Here is a 14958-nt window from a genome sequence, read left to right as displayed (position 1 = left end):
AATGGCTCACCCCGCGGGCCCCCGCCACGCCGACGTCTACCCCCACGCCGACGCCTCCGGTTTCCCGCCGTCGAGTCCCGAAGAACTCGACAGGCTGTACCCGAAAGTCTGGCCCCGCAACACTTTCCGCGGCGGTGACGGCGTCGTCCGCATCGCCGGTGTCGACGTCCGCGAGCTCGCCGAGAAATACGGCACGCCGCTGTTCGTCGTCGACGAGGCCGACTTCAAGTCCCGATGCGCCGACTACGCCGAGGCGTTCGACGACCCGGCGCTCGTGCACTACGCGTCCAAGGCGTTCCTGTCCATCGAGATCGCCCGCTGGGTGGCCGAACAGGGGCTGAGCCTGGACGTCTGCAGCGGCGGCGAGCTCGCCGTCGCGCAGCGCGCGAACTTCCCGGCGGAGCGGATCACCTTCCACGGCAACAACAAGTCGTTGCCCGAGCTGGAAGCCGCCGTCGAAGCCGGCGTCGGCACGGTCGTGGTCGACTCCTATCACGAGATCGCGCGGCTGGCCGACGTCGCCGCCCGGCACGACGTCGTGCAGAACGTCCTCATCCGGGTGACCGTCGGCGTCGAGGCGCATACCCACGAATTCATCGCGACCGCGCACGAGGACCAGAAGTTCGGTTTCTCGCTGGCTTCCGGTGACGCGGCCGAGGCCGTGCGCCGCGTGCTCAACGCGCCGTCGCTCAAGCTGATCGGCCTGCACAGCCACATCGGTTCGCAGATCTTCGACGCCGACGGTTTCGAGGTCGCCGCCCGCCGCGTGGTCGGCCTGCTGGCCGAACTCGCCAAGGAGCACGGCAACGATCTGCTCGACCAGTTGTCGATCGTCGACCTCGGCGGCGGTTTCGGTATCGCCTACACCGACAAGGACAACCCGCCCCCGCCCGCGCAGATGATCACGCAGATCCGCGAGATCGTCCGCAAGGAATGCGAGTACGCGGGCCTTCCGGTGCCGAAGATCGCCGGCGAGCCGGGCCGCGCCATCGCCGGCCCCGGCACGATCACGCTGTACGAGGTCGGCACCATCAAGGACGTCTCGCTCGGCGACAAGGCCGCCCGCCGCTACGTCAGCGTCGACGGCGGCATGAGCGACAACATCCGCACCGCGCTCTACGACGCCGTGTACGACTGCCGTCTCGTATCCCGGTCCGCGGACGACGACGGGGACGGCCAGGCCGCCGCCGCGTTGTCCCGGGTCGTGGGAAAACACTGTGAGTCCGGCGACATCGTCGTCCGTGACTGCTGGCTCCCGGACACCCTTGCTCCCGGCGACCTGCTCGCCGTGGCGGCCACCGGGGCGTACTGCTACTCGATGGCCAGCGGGTACAACCGGCAGCCGCGGCCCGCGGTGGTGGCCGTGCGCAACGGCAGCGCCCGCGTGCTGCTGCGGCGGGAGACGACGGACGACATGCTGCGCCTGGAGGTCTAGCAAGTGTCTACTGTGGACGAACGCGTGATCAGGGTCGCCCTGCTGGGCTGCGGGACGGTCGGCGGCGAGGTGGTCCGGCTGCTCACCGAGCAGGCAGGGGAGCTCGCCGCGAGGGCGGGCGCCAGGGTGGAGCTGGCCGGTATCGCGGTGCGGCGCCCCGACAAGCACCCCGAGCTCCCACCGGAACTGGTGACCTCCGACGTGACGAAGCTCGTCACCTCCCCGGACGTCGACGTCGTCGTCGAGCTGGTCGGCGGCATCGAGCCGGTGCGGCAGTGGCTGCTCGACGCGCTCAAGGCCGGGAAATCCGTTGTCACGGCGAACAAAGCGCTGCTCGCCGAGCATTCCGCGGAGCTGTTCGAGGCCGCCGACGCGGCGGGCGTGGACCTGTATTTCGAGGCGGCCGTGGCCGGGGCGATCCCGTTGCTGCGCCCGCTGCGCGAATCGCTGGCCGGCGACCGCATCACCCGCGTGATGGGCATCGTCAACGGCACCACCAACTACATCCTGTCCGCGATGGACTCCACCGGCGCCGGTTACGCGGAAACGCTGGAAGAGGCGAGCAGGCTCGGCTACGCGGAGGCGGACCCGACCGCCGACGTCGACGGTTACGACGCGGCGTCCAAGGCCGCGATCCTCGCCTCTCTCGCGTTCCACACCCGGGTGACCGCGTCCGACGTGCACCGCGAAGGCATCGCCGATGTCACCGCGTCGGACCTCGCCGCGGCGAACGTCTTGGGCCGCACGGTGAAACTGCTCGCCATCTGCGAGCGTGTGACCGCCGACGACGGCACCGAGTCCGTTTCGGCGCGCGTGCATCCGGTGATGATCCCGCGCAACCACCAGCTCGCCGGGGTCGGCGGCGCGTACAACGCCGTCTACGTCGAGGCCGACGCCGCTGGTGAGCTCATGTTCTACGGTCAGGGCGCCGGTGGCGCGCCGACCGCGAGTGCCGTGCTCGGCGACCTCGTCGCGGTGGCTCGAAACCGGGTCGTCGGCGGACGTGGCCCGCGCGAATCCGCGCATGCCGCGCTCCCGGTCAGGCCGATGGGCCAGACGCCGACGCGGTACCACGTCAGTCTCGACGTGGCCGATCGAGCGGGCGTCCTCGCCCAGGTGGCCCAGGCGTTCGCCGGGCACGGTGTCAGCATCGCCGCCGTGCGGCAGCGCGACGCGAACGACACGGCCAGCCTGGTCGTGGTCACCCACCTGGCGCCGGACGCGGCATTGCGGTCCACTGTGGACGACATTGCCGAACTCGATGTGGTGAACCAGGTCGTCAGTGTGATGCGCGTGGAAGGCGAAGACCAGTGATTCCCCAACCGTGGCCCGGGATCATCCAGGCTTATCCCGACCGGATCCCGGTCCCGTCCGGCGCGAAGGTGATCACCCTCGGCGAAGGCAACACCCCGCTGCTGCCCGCCCCGCACCTCTCGGAACTGACCGGCTGCGAGGTCCACCTCAAGGTCGAAGGCGTGAACCCGACCGGGTCGTTCAAGGACCGCGGGATGACCGTCGCCATCACGCACGCGCTCGCCAGCGGGCTCAAGGCCGTCATCTGCGCCTCCACCGGCAACACGTCGGCGTCGGCCGCCGCCTACGCGGCCCGCGCCGGGCTCACCTGCGCGGTGCTGGTGCCTCAGGGCAAGATCGCGATGGGCAAACTCGCCCAGGCGGTGCAGCACGGCGCGCGGATCCTCCAGGTGGACGGAAACTTCGACGACTGCCTCGAACTCGCGCAGAAGACCGCGATCGACTACCCGGTGACCTTGGTCAACTCGGTCAACCCGGTGCGCATCGCCGGCCAGAAGTCGGCCGCGTTCGAGATCTGCGACGTCCTCGGCCGGGCGCCGGACATCCACTGCCTGCCGGTCGGCAACGCGGGCAACATCACCGCCTACTGGGCCGGGTATTCCGAGTACGCGGGCGACGGTGTGGTGAAGAACACCCCGCGGATGTTCGGGTTCCAGGCGGCCGGTGCCGCGCCTCTCGTGCACGGCGAGCCGGTGGCCGATCCCGACACCATCGCGACCGCGATCCGCATCGGCAGCCCCGCGTCCTGGGACGGCGCGATGAAGGCGAAGAACGCGTCCGCGGGCCTGTTCGAAGCGATCACCGACGAGAAGATCCTCGAGGCGTACCGGCTGCTCGCCCGCAAGGAAGGCGTGTTCGTCGAGCCCGCTTCGGCGACCAGCGTCGCGGGTCTGCTCGCCACGGCCGCCGACGGGCGCCTGCCGAAGGGCTCGACGGTCGTGTGCACCGTCACCGGACACGGCCTGAAGGACCCGGCCACGGCGCTGGAGGGCAATGTCGAGGTCGAGCCGCTCGCCGTCGACCCGACCGCCGTCGCCACCGCGCTGGACCTGCGATGACGCTGATCGAGGTCAAGGTCCCGGCGTCGTCGGCGAATCTCGGCCCGGGATTCGACACCCTCGGCCTCGCGCTGGCGTTGTACGACCGGGTCGAAGTCCGGATCACCGACGCCGGCCTCAAGATCGAGGTGATCGACGTCGGCGCGGGCGGGGTGGAGGACGTCCCGACCGACGAGTCGCACCTGGTCGTCCGCGCTTTCCGGCGCGGTTGCGAGCACCTCGGCCTCCGCCCGCCGGGCCTGCACCTGCGCTGCTTCAACGCCATCCCGCACGCCCGCGGCCTCGGGTCGTCCGCGTCCGCCGTCGTGACCGGTGTCGCGGCGGCGTACGCGCTGGCTGAGAAGGCCCTGGACGACGACGCGCTGCAGCTGGCCGCCGGGTTCGAGGGACACGCCGACAACGCCGCGGCGAGCCTGCTGGGCGGCTTCGTGGTGGCCTGGACCGAGGGCGAGCGGTTCCGCGCCGAACGGCTCCAGCCGCACCACGACATCCGGCCCGTGGTCGCCGTCCCGGCGCTGCGGTCCTCGACCGACGCCACGCGCGGGCTGCTCCCCGCCCAGGTCCCGCACGCCGACGCGGCCTTCACAGCAGGCCGCGCGGCGCTCGCGGTCCACGCGCTCACCTCGCGCCCGGACCTGTTGCTCTCCGCGACCGAAGATCGGCTCCATCAGCACTACCGGGCGCCCGCGTACCCGGCGAGCAGTGAACTGGTGCGCGCGCTGAGGGCCGAAGGGGTGGCCGCGGCCATCTCCGGAGCAGGTCCGACGGTGCTCGCGCTGACCACCGGGGGAATACTCCCGGCGGGCGTCGACGTTACGTCCTTCGACGTCACCGAGCTGCCGATCGATCCGGGCGGCGTTCAGGTTGCGGCTCAGTAAAGCCTCGGTCACATGCGAGAGCCTCGCCCCGCCACGCGGGGGGTGGTTGTTGCACCCGGCCGTGGTGCGGTCTACCCTCGGGGGCGTTCGATCACCGTGCGTTTCCGCACCCGGTGCCGGTCCAGGTGACCAGTGTCATCCTTGGCCCGCATCCTTCGTTGATCCGCCAGTTCCGTACACCGCCTGGCAAGCGGGGAGTAGCGGATGGACGCAGGCGGGTTCCCGGTTCCGGCGGTGCCGAATTCCGCTTCCTCCGTTTGGAGGACGCAAATCCCTGTGCTGGAGGCCTTCTAGCTGTGTTCAACACGGCCGAGGAGCTGATCGCCCGTATCGGGGGCCAATTACGCCGTTTCGCAATCGGACGCGAGCGGCGGTCCGCTGATCCACCTGGAGGCGTGGATCGGTCAGGAAGGACATTTGTGAGCAACACCGATCTTTTGAGCGACGTCGAAGGTGGCGCCGCCGAGTCGAACGGCGCCGTGGCTCCCAAGCGCACGGTCGGCGGATTGACCGGCAAGACCGTCGCCGAGCTGCGCTCGATCGCTGGGGAACTTGGCATCGGCGAGACCACGGGTATGCGCAAGGGCGATCTGATCGCGGCCATCCGCGAGCGCCAGGGCAAGACCAAGCGCAAGACCCCCGCCGCGGCGAGCGAAACGCTTCCGCTCGAGGGGATCGATGCACCGCGCAAGGCTCCCAAGGCCGAAGCGCCCAAGACGGAGGCCCCGAAGCAGGAGACCCCGAAGGCCGAAGCAGCTCCGGCCGAGGCTCCTCGCGCCGAGAAGACCGAGAAGGTCTCGGAGAACGGCTCCGCGCCCGCCGCCGAGCGGCCCGCGCAGCAGGAGAACTCCCAGCAGGACGGCCAGCCGCAGCAGGAAGAGGGCGGCCGCAACCGTCGTCGCCGCGGCTCCAACCGTGCCGCGGGTTCGCCCGAGCAGGGCGGTCAGCAGCGTGAGCGCGGTGAACAGCGTGACCGTGGCGAGCGCGGTGACCGGGGTGACCGCAACGAAGGCGGTAACCGTCAGGGCAACCGCGACGGCCGTGGCCAGGACAACCGCCAGCGCAACCAGCAGGGCGGCGGCCAGGACAACAGCCAGCGCCAGGGCCAGGGCCCGCAGGGCGACGACGACGAGGAAGGCGGCCGTCGCGGCCGTCGCTTCCGCGACCGTCGCCGCCGCGGTTCCGGCGGTGGCCGTGAACAGGGCGGTTCGCCCGACACCGAGATCCGCGAGGACGACGTCCTGCTGCCCGTCGCGGGCATCCTGGACGTGCTCGACAACTACGCGTTCGTGCGCACCTCGGGCTACCTCGCCGGGCCGAACGACGTGTACGTCTCGCTTTCGCTGGTCCGCAAGTACGGCCTGCGCCGCGGTGACGCCATCACCGGTGTCGTGCGTCAGCCGCGTGACGGCGAGCAGCAGCGGCAGAAGTTCAACCCGCTGGTGCGTGTCGACTCGATCAACGGCCTGGAGCCGGACGAGTCCAAGCGTCGTCCCGAGTTCACCAAGCTGACGCCGCTGTACCCGAACGAGCGGCTGCGTCTCGAAACCGAGCCGCACAAGCTCACCACTCGCGTCATCGACCTGGTGATGCCGGTCGGCAAGGGGCAGCGTGCCCTGATCGTGTCGCCGCCGAAGGCGGGCAAGACGACGATCATGCAGGACATCGCGAACGCGATCTCGACGAACAACCCCGAGTGCCACCTGATGGTCGTGCTCGTGGACGAGCGTCCGGAAGAGGTCACCGACATGCAGCGGTCGGTGAAGGGTGAGGTCATCGCCTCGACCTTCGACCGCCCGCCGTCCGACCACACCTCGGTCGCGGAGCTGGCCATCGAGCGGGCGAAGCGCCTGGTCGAGATGGGCCACGACGTCGTCGTGCTGCTCGACTCGATCACCCGTCTGGGCCGTGCGTACAACCTGGCGGCCCCGGCGTCCGGCCGGATCCTCTCCGGTGGTGTCGACTCGACGGCGCTGTTCCCGCCGAAGCGGTTCCTCGGCGCGGCGCGCAACATCGAGAACGGCGGTTCGCTGACGATCTTCGCCACGACGATGGTCGAAACCGGGTCCACCGGTGACACGGTCATCTTCGAAGAGTTCAAGGGCACCGCGAACGCGGACCTCAAGCTCGACCGGAAGATCGCCGAGCGGCGCGTGTTCCCCGCGGTGGACATCAACCCGTCCGGTACCCGCAAGGAAGACCTGCTGCTTTCGCCGGACGAGCTCGCGGTCACCCACAAGCTGCACCGGGTGCTGCACGCGCTGGACTCGCAGCAGGCCATCGACCTGCTGATCTCGCGACTGCGCAAGACGAAGACCAACATCGAGTTCCTCATGCAGGTCTCGAAGACGGCCCTCGGCTCGAACGACGACGACTGACCTTTTCGGTCGGTAAGTACATGAAGGCCCCCTTCCCTGCGCCAGGCGCAAGGAAGGGGGCCTTCATGTACTCGGGGCGTATGTCAGCGAGGTGAGGTCGTGAAGGCCTCCTTCCCTACTCTCAGGGTAGGGAAGGAGGCCTTCACGGACGGCGGTCCATGCAGGGAGGAAGCCGTGGGTTCGGTGCCGGGGCGCATCGTCGTGTACGGGGTCACCGGCTCGGGTAAGTCGACGCTGGCGCGAAAGCTGGCCGAGCGGACCGGGCTGCCGTGCCATTCGGTCGACGACGAACTCGCCTGGCAGCCAGGCTGGGTGCCCGTCCCCGACGACGAGCAGCGACGCCGGATCGGCGCGCTGGTCGCGGGGGAGCGCTGGGTCATCGACGGGATGTTCGCCAAATGGCGCGACATCGCGTTGCCCCGCGCCGAACTGGTCGTCGCGCTGGACTATCCGCGCTGGGTTTCGCTGAGCCGTCTGGTGCGCCGGACCGTGGTGCGGTGTGTCACCCGTCGGCGGATCTGCAACGGCAACGTCGAGACGCTGCGGGGCATGCTCTCCGGCGACTCGATCATCGTGTGGCACTTCCGCTCGTTCGCGCGCAAACGGCGCACGATCCGCGGCTGGGTCGCGGATCCGGCGGTGCCGGTGGTGCGGCTGACCTCGCCGCGCACGACGAAGCGCTGGCTTGCGTCGATCGAAGGTCCGTGAAGGCCTCCTTCCCTACTCTCAGGGTAGGGAAGGAGGCCTTCACGGACGGCGGTCCAAGCGATGGCTCAGCGGTGCGGAACCGCCGCAGGAGTCCAGCCGCGGTAGTTGTTGAAGTAGTGCACGCTCGACGCGTGGCCGATCTTGCCGCCGATGCTGGAGGCGTAGATCCCGCCAGAGCCGTCGGCGATGCCGACGTGGCCCCACTGGCTGATGTTCCAGTACACGAAGGAGCCCTTCGGCGGCGTCCCGGTCGTGTGCTTCGGGCTCGCGCCGTTCCAGTGCGCGTTGGCCGAGGCCCAGACGCCGGTGGTCCCGTACGCGTTCTCGACGGCCTTCTCGCAGAGGCCCTGGTACGCGGTGGAGCCCATGTGGTTCTTGAACCACTGGACGGCGCCGGCGGGCGTGCCGTCGCCGGCGCCCTGGATGGCCAGGTCGCCGTCGGACAGGGTGGTGAACGTCCCGGCGGCCGGGTTGATGTCGGCGGCGGTGATGGTGGCGGCCGTTTCGGGGGCGGCCGGAGCGGCTCCTGCGACCGGAGCCACTGCGAGGGCCGCGATGGCCAGCGCGGCGACGGAGGCCGGCTTCGCCACCTTGGCGAGGATGGTGCGCATGATCAGTACCTCCTGTTGAGGAATCACCAACAGGCGGAGCATCGCGTGATCAAGTACAAATTTCGTACAACTGGATGTCGATAGTTGATAACTCAACGTAGTGGAATATGCCGGGGGTGGGGTGCGTTGACGCCACTGCCAGCACATCTGGCAAAATCATCCGCTGAAGTCCGGCACCGGTTCACCCCGCACGGGGACCCGGGGCCAACGAGAGAGGACACCATGAAAAGCGGTATTCACCCCGAGTACGTGGTCACGCACGTGAACTGTGACTGTGGCAACGAATTCACCACGCGCAGCACCAAGACCTCCGGCAACCTCCACGTCGAGATCTGCTCGAACTGCCACCCGTTCTACACCGGCAAGCAGAAGCTCATGGACACCGGCGGCCGCGTCGCGCGCTTCGAGGCTCGCTACGGCAAGCGCAAGAAGGCCGAAGACGCCAAGTAGCTTGAACGACGGCGCCTACCCGCATGTCCGGGTAGGCGCCGCTTTCTTTGGTGTCGCAGCCTTGGTTTTGTCCGGGCCCTCGAAAGGTGGAGTGGTGGATTCGAGTTCGCTGAAGGGTCTGCTCGAAGAGCACGCCCAGCTGGAAGAGCAGCTGGCCGACCCGTCCGTGCACGCCGACCAGGCGCGCGCCCGCAAGCTCGGCCGCCGGTATGCGGAGCTGAGCCCCGTCGTCAAGACGGTCCGCGAGCTCGACACCGCCCGTGAAGACCTCGAGACGGCGAAGGAACTGGTGGCGGAAGACTCGGCCTTCGCGGCCGAGGCCGAGGAGATCTCCGCCAAGATCCCCGTGCTCGAAGCCAAGCTCACCGAACTGCTCCTGCCGCGCGACCCGTACGACGGCTCCGACGTGGTCATGGAGATCAAGTCGGGTGAAGGCGGCGAGGAATCGGCGCTGTTCGCCGGCGACCTGCTGCGTATGTACCTGCGCTACGCCGAGCGTCACGGCTGGAAGGCCGAGGTGCTCGACTCGGTCGACTCGGACCTCGGTGGTTTCAAGGACGTCACCGTGTCCATCAAGAGCCGTTCCGCCGAGGCCGACGGCGTCTGGGCGCGCCTGAAGTTCGAGGGCGGGGTGCACCGCGTGCAGCGCGTGCCCGCCACCGAATCGCAGGGCCGCATCCACACTTCCGCGTCCGGCGTGCTCATCTACCCCGAACCCGAGGACGTCGAGGTCGAGATCGACCCGAACGACCTGCGGATCGACGTCTACCGCTCGTCCGGCCCCGGCGGCCAGAGCGTCAACACGACCGACTCGGCGGTGCGGATCACCCACCTCCCGACCGGCGTGGTCGTCTCGTGCCAGAACGAGAAGTCGCAGATCCAGAACCGCGCCCGCGCCCTGCAGGTGCTGCAGGCCCGCCTCCAGGCGATCGCCGAGGAGGAAGCCGCCGCGAAGGCGTCGGACGCGCGCCGCTCGCAGGTCCGCACCGTCGACCGCTCCGAGCGGGTCCGCACCTACAACTTCGCGGAGAACCGCATCGCCGACCACCGGGTGAACTACAAGGCGTACAACCTGGACCAGGTCCTCGACGGTGACCTCGATGGCGTTCTGGACGCGCTCATCACCGCGGACCGCGAAGAGCGGCTCGCGGCTCACGCGGGCTGAGGCGAACTAGCCGGGCTCGGTGTAGAACGGATCGTCCTCCAGCGCGGTATGGACCGCCCGGACGGACATGTTCACCTGCGACAGCCTGTCGGTCACCTCGTTCGCGACCCGCCTGAGCGCTTCTTCACCGCTTTCCCCTGCCAGAGCCGGGAAAGCCGACAACAGTACCGCCTCGCAAGGACCCGCGTCCGTGCTGATTCGGATCAGTGACGCCGAAAGGTCGGCCGCGGGACGACCGCACAGGTCCACGGCCGACCGCAGGTCACCAGTGGGGACATAGAGATGCACCCGCGAAATGACATCGGTTTCCGCACGCGGCGAGAAATCGTGCCTTGTGACGTACGCGGGCTCACGTGGGTCGGTGCCGCCGACGGACGCCATCAGCGAATAGAGAGTGAATCCGTCCGCTCGGGTGTCGTAGGCGTCGTAGCTTCCGTATTGGCCGGTCTCCGGCGTGCCGTGGATTTCGAAGAATTGCGCATTCAGTCCGAAGTGGAAAAGCGCGGGTACCGCGGCTCGATGCAGTGTTTCGGCGGGATCTTCGCCGTCGGCAGGAGGCGTGCGATAGCCGACTGAGACCAGATAACCCGTCCAGCCGCCTTCGGGGTCCGCCCGGCAGATCTCCAGCTCGGTGGCCTCGAACTCACCGATGAGACGTTCGCCCAGTGCGGCGGCCGCGGCGAAGTCCTCGGCCTCGATATTCGCGGATATCCGCGTGACGACTGCCGTTTCCCGGAGATCCATGACTATCGCGTGAGCCCTTCGGCGCGTACAGGTGGCGCTCAGCCTACGCGGGACGGGCGCCGCATGGAACGACGCCCGTCCCGCGGGTGAGGGCTCTCCGTGACACGCGCCAGAAACGCATGTCCTCTGCGCGAACGCTTGGCGATCACCAGGGAACCGAGACGATCAGAGCCAGGAACGCGGAGCCGGTCCATTGTCGAAGCGGCCTTCGTTGAGTAATTCTTGGAAGTACTCTTCCAGGTATATCTGCCGATAGGTGCCGTCCAAGAGGCCGACCGCCGCGGCCTCTGCTTTGTCGAGCAGCCGAACCTGGCCATCGGGTTTACCCGCGCCGCCGTACTCGCCGTACTGTTCTCCCCAGGACGTCTTCGCCTGCCAGTAGACCTCGGGCGGATCAGGGAACAGGTCTTGCAGCTCAGGATGGTGCCCCACGATCGGCCAAGTCCTGCTCTTGATCAATCTGGGCCCCGTGTAGACCGGGATGTGGCGGGCCCGATGACTTCCGATGTCACCGACTCGCGGCGGAGAGAAGACGCCTTCCAACAAGCCGAGTGCTGTGCCCATCTGGTCTTCACAGAGCACGATGGCCAGATGGTGGCCTCGGGGCACCGCGGGAATCGCCACCACATCGCCGACCGTCACCCTGGCGGTCTTCTTGGCCGTTGGGGGGATCAGGGCCTGGAGTTCCCGTGCGGCGATGTCGCTGAACGCACGATCGCCGGACTGAAGGACCTCGAGGACATGGTGCGCGAGATCCTCGACTGACGACGGCTGGGCCGGCTCGGCACCGCTTCCGGCGGCGAGCAGATTCAGAAAATCGCCGGCTTCGGTGAAGGTGTTGTCATTGAGCGAGGCGACCCTCTCGGACAACTCGGCCTTGTACCAGCGATTCCCCTTCTTCTTGGCCTTGAAGAGAAGGGGGAACGGCGCACCCGGCAGAAGGTCCTCGTCCGGCTGGAACGAGAGTCCCAGTATCTCGAGGAATTCTCCGAGCGTCGGCTCCTCGCCGATCTCTTCGATGAAGGCATGGAGGACGCGATCGAGCGCGTCCGCGGCAGACCTCATAGGCGTCGTAATCGACTCTGTTATTCGCCGAGAGCGGTTGCTGCCGGTTGCCGCGATAGTTCGTCTTGTCTTCGCGACCGATGTAGGTCTTGTGTTCCTCGCTGAGTCGTTGCTCAGCCGGCGGAACGCCAGAACTCGAGGAGACACAGCCCGATGAACACCGCGGCCGTGATCCGCGACGCGGTGAGCGGGATCAGGCACAGCCCCATCCACGGCCATTGGCGTCGTAACGCGAACAGATAGCCCAGAAGCCGAGTGCGCAGAACACCGCCTCGCTGTAGAACGAGTGCAGGAAGAAGGCGGCGGGCGAGCTCAGGAACGCGGCGACGACCAGCCAGTGCGAGCGAGGCGTGGTGAGGAAGAACCGGGCGATCTTGAGCAGGGCGACGCCTGCCAGCCAGGTCGCGATGAGGTTGACGATGAACCCGGCCGTGAGCAGGCCGAGAGTGCCGAAACTGAGGGTCTTGACCAGCCACACGCAGATCGGGAACACCGGGTAGAAGGCCCGCGCCGGGACGAAGTCGCCGGTGTACGCGTGTTCGGCGATCTCGCCGTAGTTTCCCGCGTCCCAGCGGTAGGTGTGGGACAGCAGGCTCAGCGTCGAGCCGATACCGGTCTTGGGAATACCCTCGCCCGACGGAGTGGAGGGCCGAACAGCCACGCCACCACGGTCAGTGCGACGTTCCAGGCGAGGACGACCAAGAGGACCTTGCCGTAGTCCCCGGCCAGCCAGCCGAGCACTCGCTCGCGGCCGGATCTTCGCTCGCTCGCGTCCGCGGGAACCGGCATGGCCTGAGCGGGGTGCCGATGCCCCGGTGACCGGAACAGAATCGGCCCGCCGGACTTGCCCGAATACCGCGGATTCAGGAGAGCGCGGTCGCTGTTTCCCTGGTCTCGGACTGCTTTTCGAGGTCCGATCCGTTGTTTCGCCGCGGAAGGAACGAAAGCGCGGCGAAGGCGGCGGCGAGCAAGGTCGGGAAGATCGTCAGCTGCTGGTGCTTGATGTTCTCGATGCCTTCCGCGAGGCCGGAGACCAGGAATTGTCCCATCGCGAACAGCAGGAACATGAGCACCACGATGCCCACGTCGCGGCGCCCGGTGCGGTTCCGGAAGGCGCGGAGCCCCGCCCAGCCGATGAGCAGCCAGATCGGCAGCAAGGCGAACAACCCCAGCGGCGCGATCCAGCCGGTGATCCCGGACAGGACGGGGATCCGGTACTCCTTGGCCATCGGCGGCTGCCCGGCGTGCTCGCCGAAGCTCCCGAGGTTCGGCACACGAGCCGTCAGCGTCTCCTGCGCGGAGCGGTGCAGCATCTGGACCACGCGGCCAGGGTGGTCGAGGTAGTACTGGGCGACGTTGCGGCGGCTGATCTTGTCGCGGTACTTCGGATACTCGGGGGAGCGCCACGCCGCGTTGTCGCTCCACCAGCCCGTGCCCACGTACTCGGCGAACTCGGGCGGGAGACCCAGCGCGGCGAGGTCGCCGGTGGTGTCGTGTTTCCCGTCCACGATCCCGTTGAACACGACGTGGTACATGTTGGCCTCGCGGTACTCCGCGTTCGCGGAGTCGCCCGCACCCTGCGCCAGTGCGGTGCCCGTGCCGACGACGGCGAGCACGGCCAGCGGCAGGGCCCATCGGGCCAGGCCGCGGCTGCCCGCCGGCCGGACGAACAGGAGCGCGAGCGCGAACACCGGGATCAGCAGCAGCGTCTGCGACTTGGCGTTGACCCCGATCATCGCGCCGAGCACGGTGACCGCGGCGCCGGCGTAGCGCCACGGCCCGGTGCGATGCATGAGCAGGAGCCCGCCGGCGAGCAGGAGCATCCCGACGAAGGCCGCACCCTCGCTCAGCACCGAGGCGAAGTAGCCGAAGAAGGCCGAGTCCGCCACGACCAGCAGTAGCGCGACCGTGGCGATGACGCTGTTCCGGGCCGAAAGGCGCAGGCTCGCCACGATCGCGGCGATCCCGCCGGCGACCAGCAGACAGCCCAGCACGCCCAGCACCAGCAGGTCCAGGATCGCCGACGAGCCGAGCGCCTGCCCGATCTCGCTGGCGATCTTGTCGATCCAGCTCTGGCTGGAGATGTACTCGCTGTTGCAGAACGGGGCGGGGCCGTAGGAGAAGCGGACGAAGTATTCCGAAGGCCTGTCGAGCTCGCGGGCGCCGAGCTGGCACAGAATGCGCCAGCCGTCGCCGTTGTCCGCCATGCCGATCGGGCGCGGAACAAGGAAACGGACGAGCAGCACGCCCAGCGCGGCGGAAAACACGCCGAAGGGCAGTCCTATCTCCCGATACCTCATCCGGGCCACCATAGAATATCCGTCACAGTGATCGACTTGGCACCCTCCGTATGCGAGGGCTACGCCTGGTCGAGGAAGTTCTGGATCACGCCGAGCCATTCGTCGCGGGCCTCGGTGCCGATACCGTGCCCGGCCTCGATCTCGACCAATTCGGCGCCGGGGATCCCGGCCGCGAGTTCGCGGGAGTGGACCGGCGGGACGAGGCCGTCCAATGTCGTGGCGATGACGAGGGTGGGGACCGAGATCCCGGCCAGTTCGGCGCGGGTGTCGACGTTCGCGACCAGGGCCGCGTGTTCGGGGCTGCCTTCCGGGATGAATCCGGCGAGTCCTTCGATGGCGGCTTCGAGCTCGGAGGGGGTCAGTGCGTTCAGCTGCTTCTCGCCGGTGGCGGCGAAAGTGAGGAACTTCGCGAGCAGCTTCCGGTCGCCGGTCAGCAGCTCGCGCCAGATGTCGACGGCCAGCAGGAGCCGGTTGTCCGGTTTCGTGAACCCGGCGGTCAGGATGAGCCCGGTGACCCGATCGGGGTGCCGGGTCGCGGCGCGGACGGCGACGCCGGTGCCGAGCGAGTAGCCGAGGATCGCGAAGCGTTCGAGGCCGGTCTCGACGGCGATGGAGACCAACTCGTCCGCGACGGAGTCGAGGTCCAGCGGTTCGGTGCTGCGCGGCGTGGCCCCGGAGCCGGGGTAGTCGGGGCCGACGACGGTGTGCGTGCGGGCGAGGTCGTCGAGGATGCTCCCGAAGTTGCCCTCGACGCTGCCGCCACTGCCGTGGGCGAGCAGCAGGCCGGGACCGGAACCGCGGACGACGTGCGCGAAATGATTCGTCATGCCGGCGACGTTAGGTACTGACATC

The 14958-nt window shown here is 68.5% G+C and carries 14 protein-coding genes; 8 read left to right on the top strand and 6 right to left on the bottom strand.

Features of this window, described 5'->3' with window-relative positions:
- The first annotated feature begins 1 nt into the window (after position 1).
- From lysA to AC069H_RS08850, 6 genes are all read left to right on the top strand, one after another.
- A complete protein-coding gene (gene lysA, locus AC069H_RS08875; RefSeq protein WP_478231841.1) occupies positions 2-1435 on the top strand; it encodes a diaminopimelate decarboxylase in 1434 nt (477 codons plus the stop codon).
- Between the two features lie 3 nt (positions 1436-1438).
- Positions 1439-2749: a homoserine dehydrogenase gene (locus tag AC069H_RS08870; protein ID WP_478231840.1), complete on the top strand. Its 1311-nt coding sequence runs from the start codon at positions 1439-1441 to the stop codon at positions 2747-2749.
- Positions 2746-3807 (top strand): threonine synthase, encoded by a 1062-nt coding sequence (thrC, locus tag AC069H_RS08865; protein ID WP_478231839.1) that lies wholly within the window; start codon positions 2746-2748, stop codon positions 3805-3807. The genes AC069H_RS08870 and thrC overlap by 4 nt, the downstream gene beginning before the upstream one ends.
- Positions 3804-4685 carry a homoserine kinase gene (thrB, locus tag AC069H_RS08860; protein ID WP_478231838.1) on the top strand — a complete coding sequence of 294 codons (882 nt, stop codon included), beginning with the start codon at positions 3804-3806 and terminating at the stop codon, positions 4683-4685. Before thrC ends, thrB begins: the two co-directional genes overlap by 4 nt.
- 419 nt (positions 4686-5104) lie before the next feature.
- Entirely contained in the window at positions 5105-7063 is a 1959-nt protein-coding gene (rho, locus tag AC069H_RS08855) for a transcription termination factor Rho (protein WP_478231837.1), read from the top strand.
- 174 nt (positions 7064-7237) lie between these two features.
- Positions 7238-7771: an AAA family ATPase gene (locus tag AC069H_RS08850; RefSeq protein ID WP_478231836.1), complete on the top strand. Its 534-nt coding sequence runs from the start codon at positions 7238-7240 to the stop codon at positions 7769-7771.
- Positions 7772-7836: 65 nt separating this feature from the next.
- On the opposite strand, the gene AC069H_RS08845 is transcribed toward AC069H_RS08850, so the two are convergent.
- On the bottom strand, positions 7837-8382 hold the full coding sequence (locus AC069H_RS08845; protein ID WP_478231835.1) for a CHAP domain-containing protein: 546 nt from the start codon (positions 8380-8382) through the stop codon (positions 7837-7839).
- 222 nt (positions 8383-8604) lie between these two features.
- Between AC069H_RS08845 and rpmE the strand changes: the two genes are divergently transcribed.
- A complete protein-coding gene (gene rpmE, locus AC069H_RS08840) occupies positions 8605-8832 on the top strand; it encodes a 50S ribosomal protein L31 (protein WP_007028345.1) in 228 nt (75 codons plus the stop codon).
- Between the two features lie 94 nt (positions 8833-8926).
- Complete coding sequence (prfA, locus tag AC069H_RS08835) at positions 8927-9997, top strand: peptide chain release factor 1 (protein ID WP_478229674.1); 1071 nt, start codon at positions 8927-8929, stop codon at positions 9995-9997.
- Positions 9998-10003: 6 nt separating this feature from the next.
- Here the strand turns inward: prfA and AC069H_RS08830 are convergent, their stop codons facing one another.
- From AC069H_RS08830 to AC069H_RS08810, 5 genes are all read right to left on the bottom strand, one after another.
- A complete protein-coding gene (locus AC069H_RS08830) occupies positions 10004-10741 on the bottom strand; it encodes a hypothetical protein (protein ID WP_478231834.1) in 738 nt (245 codons plus the stop codon).
- A gap of 165 nt (positions 10742-10906) precedes the next feature.
- Positions 10907-11806 (bottom strand): hypothetical protein, encoded by a 900-nt coding sequence (locus tag AC069H_RS08825; RefSeq protein WP_478231833.1) that lies wholly within the window; start codon positions 11804-11806, stop codon positions 10907-10909.
- Between the two features lie 193 nt (positions 11807-11999).
- Positions 12000-12467, bottom strand: coding sequence for a mannosyltransferase family protein (locus tag AC069H_RS08820; RefSeq protein WP_478231832.1), 468 nt, complete (start codon positions 12465-12467; stop codon positions 12000-12002).
- 202 nt (positions 12468-12669) lie between these two features.
- Complete coding sequence (wsfD, locus tag AC069H_RS08815) at positions 12670-14106, bottom strand: glycan biosynthesis hexose transferase WsfD (RefSeq protein ID WP_478231831.1); 1437 nt, start codon at positions 14104-14106, stop codon at positions 12670-12672.
- A 59-nt stretch (positions 14107-14165) separates the two neighbouring features.
- Positions 14166-14933, bottom strand: coding sequence for an alpha/beta fold hydrolase (locus AC069H_RS08810; protein WP_478231830.1), 768 nt, complete (start codon positions 14931-14933; stop codon positions 14166-14168).
- Positions 14934-14958: the final 25 nt, after the last annotated feature.

Source organism: Amycolatopsis sp. NPDC043887, from assembly GCF_056435665.1.
The sequence above is the reverse complement of the archived record's forward strand: the minus strand, read 5'-3'. Positions and strand labels throughout refer to the sequence as shown.

Coding starts and splice junctions, on each gene's coding strand:
- lysA (WP_478231841.1), top strand. CDS start 2: ATGGCTCACCCCGCGGGCCCCCGCCACGCCGACGTCTACCCCCACGCC.
- thrB (WP_478231838.1), top strand. CDS start 3,804: ATGACGCTGATCGAGGTCAAGGTCCCGGCGTCGTCGGCGAATCTCGGC.
- AC069H_RS08845 (WP_478231835.1), bottom strand. CDS start 8,382: ATGCGCACCATCCTCGCCAAGGTGGCGAAGCCGGCCTCCGTCGCCGCG.
- rpmE (WP_007028345.1), top strand. CDS start 8,605: ATGAAAAGCGGTATTCACCCCGAGTACGTGGTCACGCACGTGAACTGT.
- AC069H_RS08830 (WP_478231834.1), bottom strand. CDS start 10,741: ATGGATCTCCGGGAAACGGCAGTCGTCACGCGGATATCCGCGAATATC.
- AC069H_RS08825 (WP_478231833.1), bottom strand. CDS start 11,806: ATGAGGTCTGCCGCGGACGCGCTCGATCGCGTCCTCCATGCCTTCATC.
- wsfD (WP_478231831.1), bottom strand. CDS start 14,106: ATGAGGTATCGGGAGATAGGACTGCCCTTCGGCGTGTTTTCCGCCGCG.
- AC069H_RS08810 (WP_478231830.1), bottom strand. CDS start 14,933: ATGACGAATCATTTCGCGCACGTCGTCCGCGGTTCCGGTCCCGGCCTG.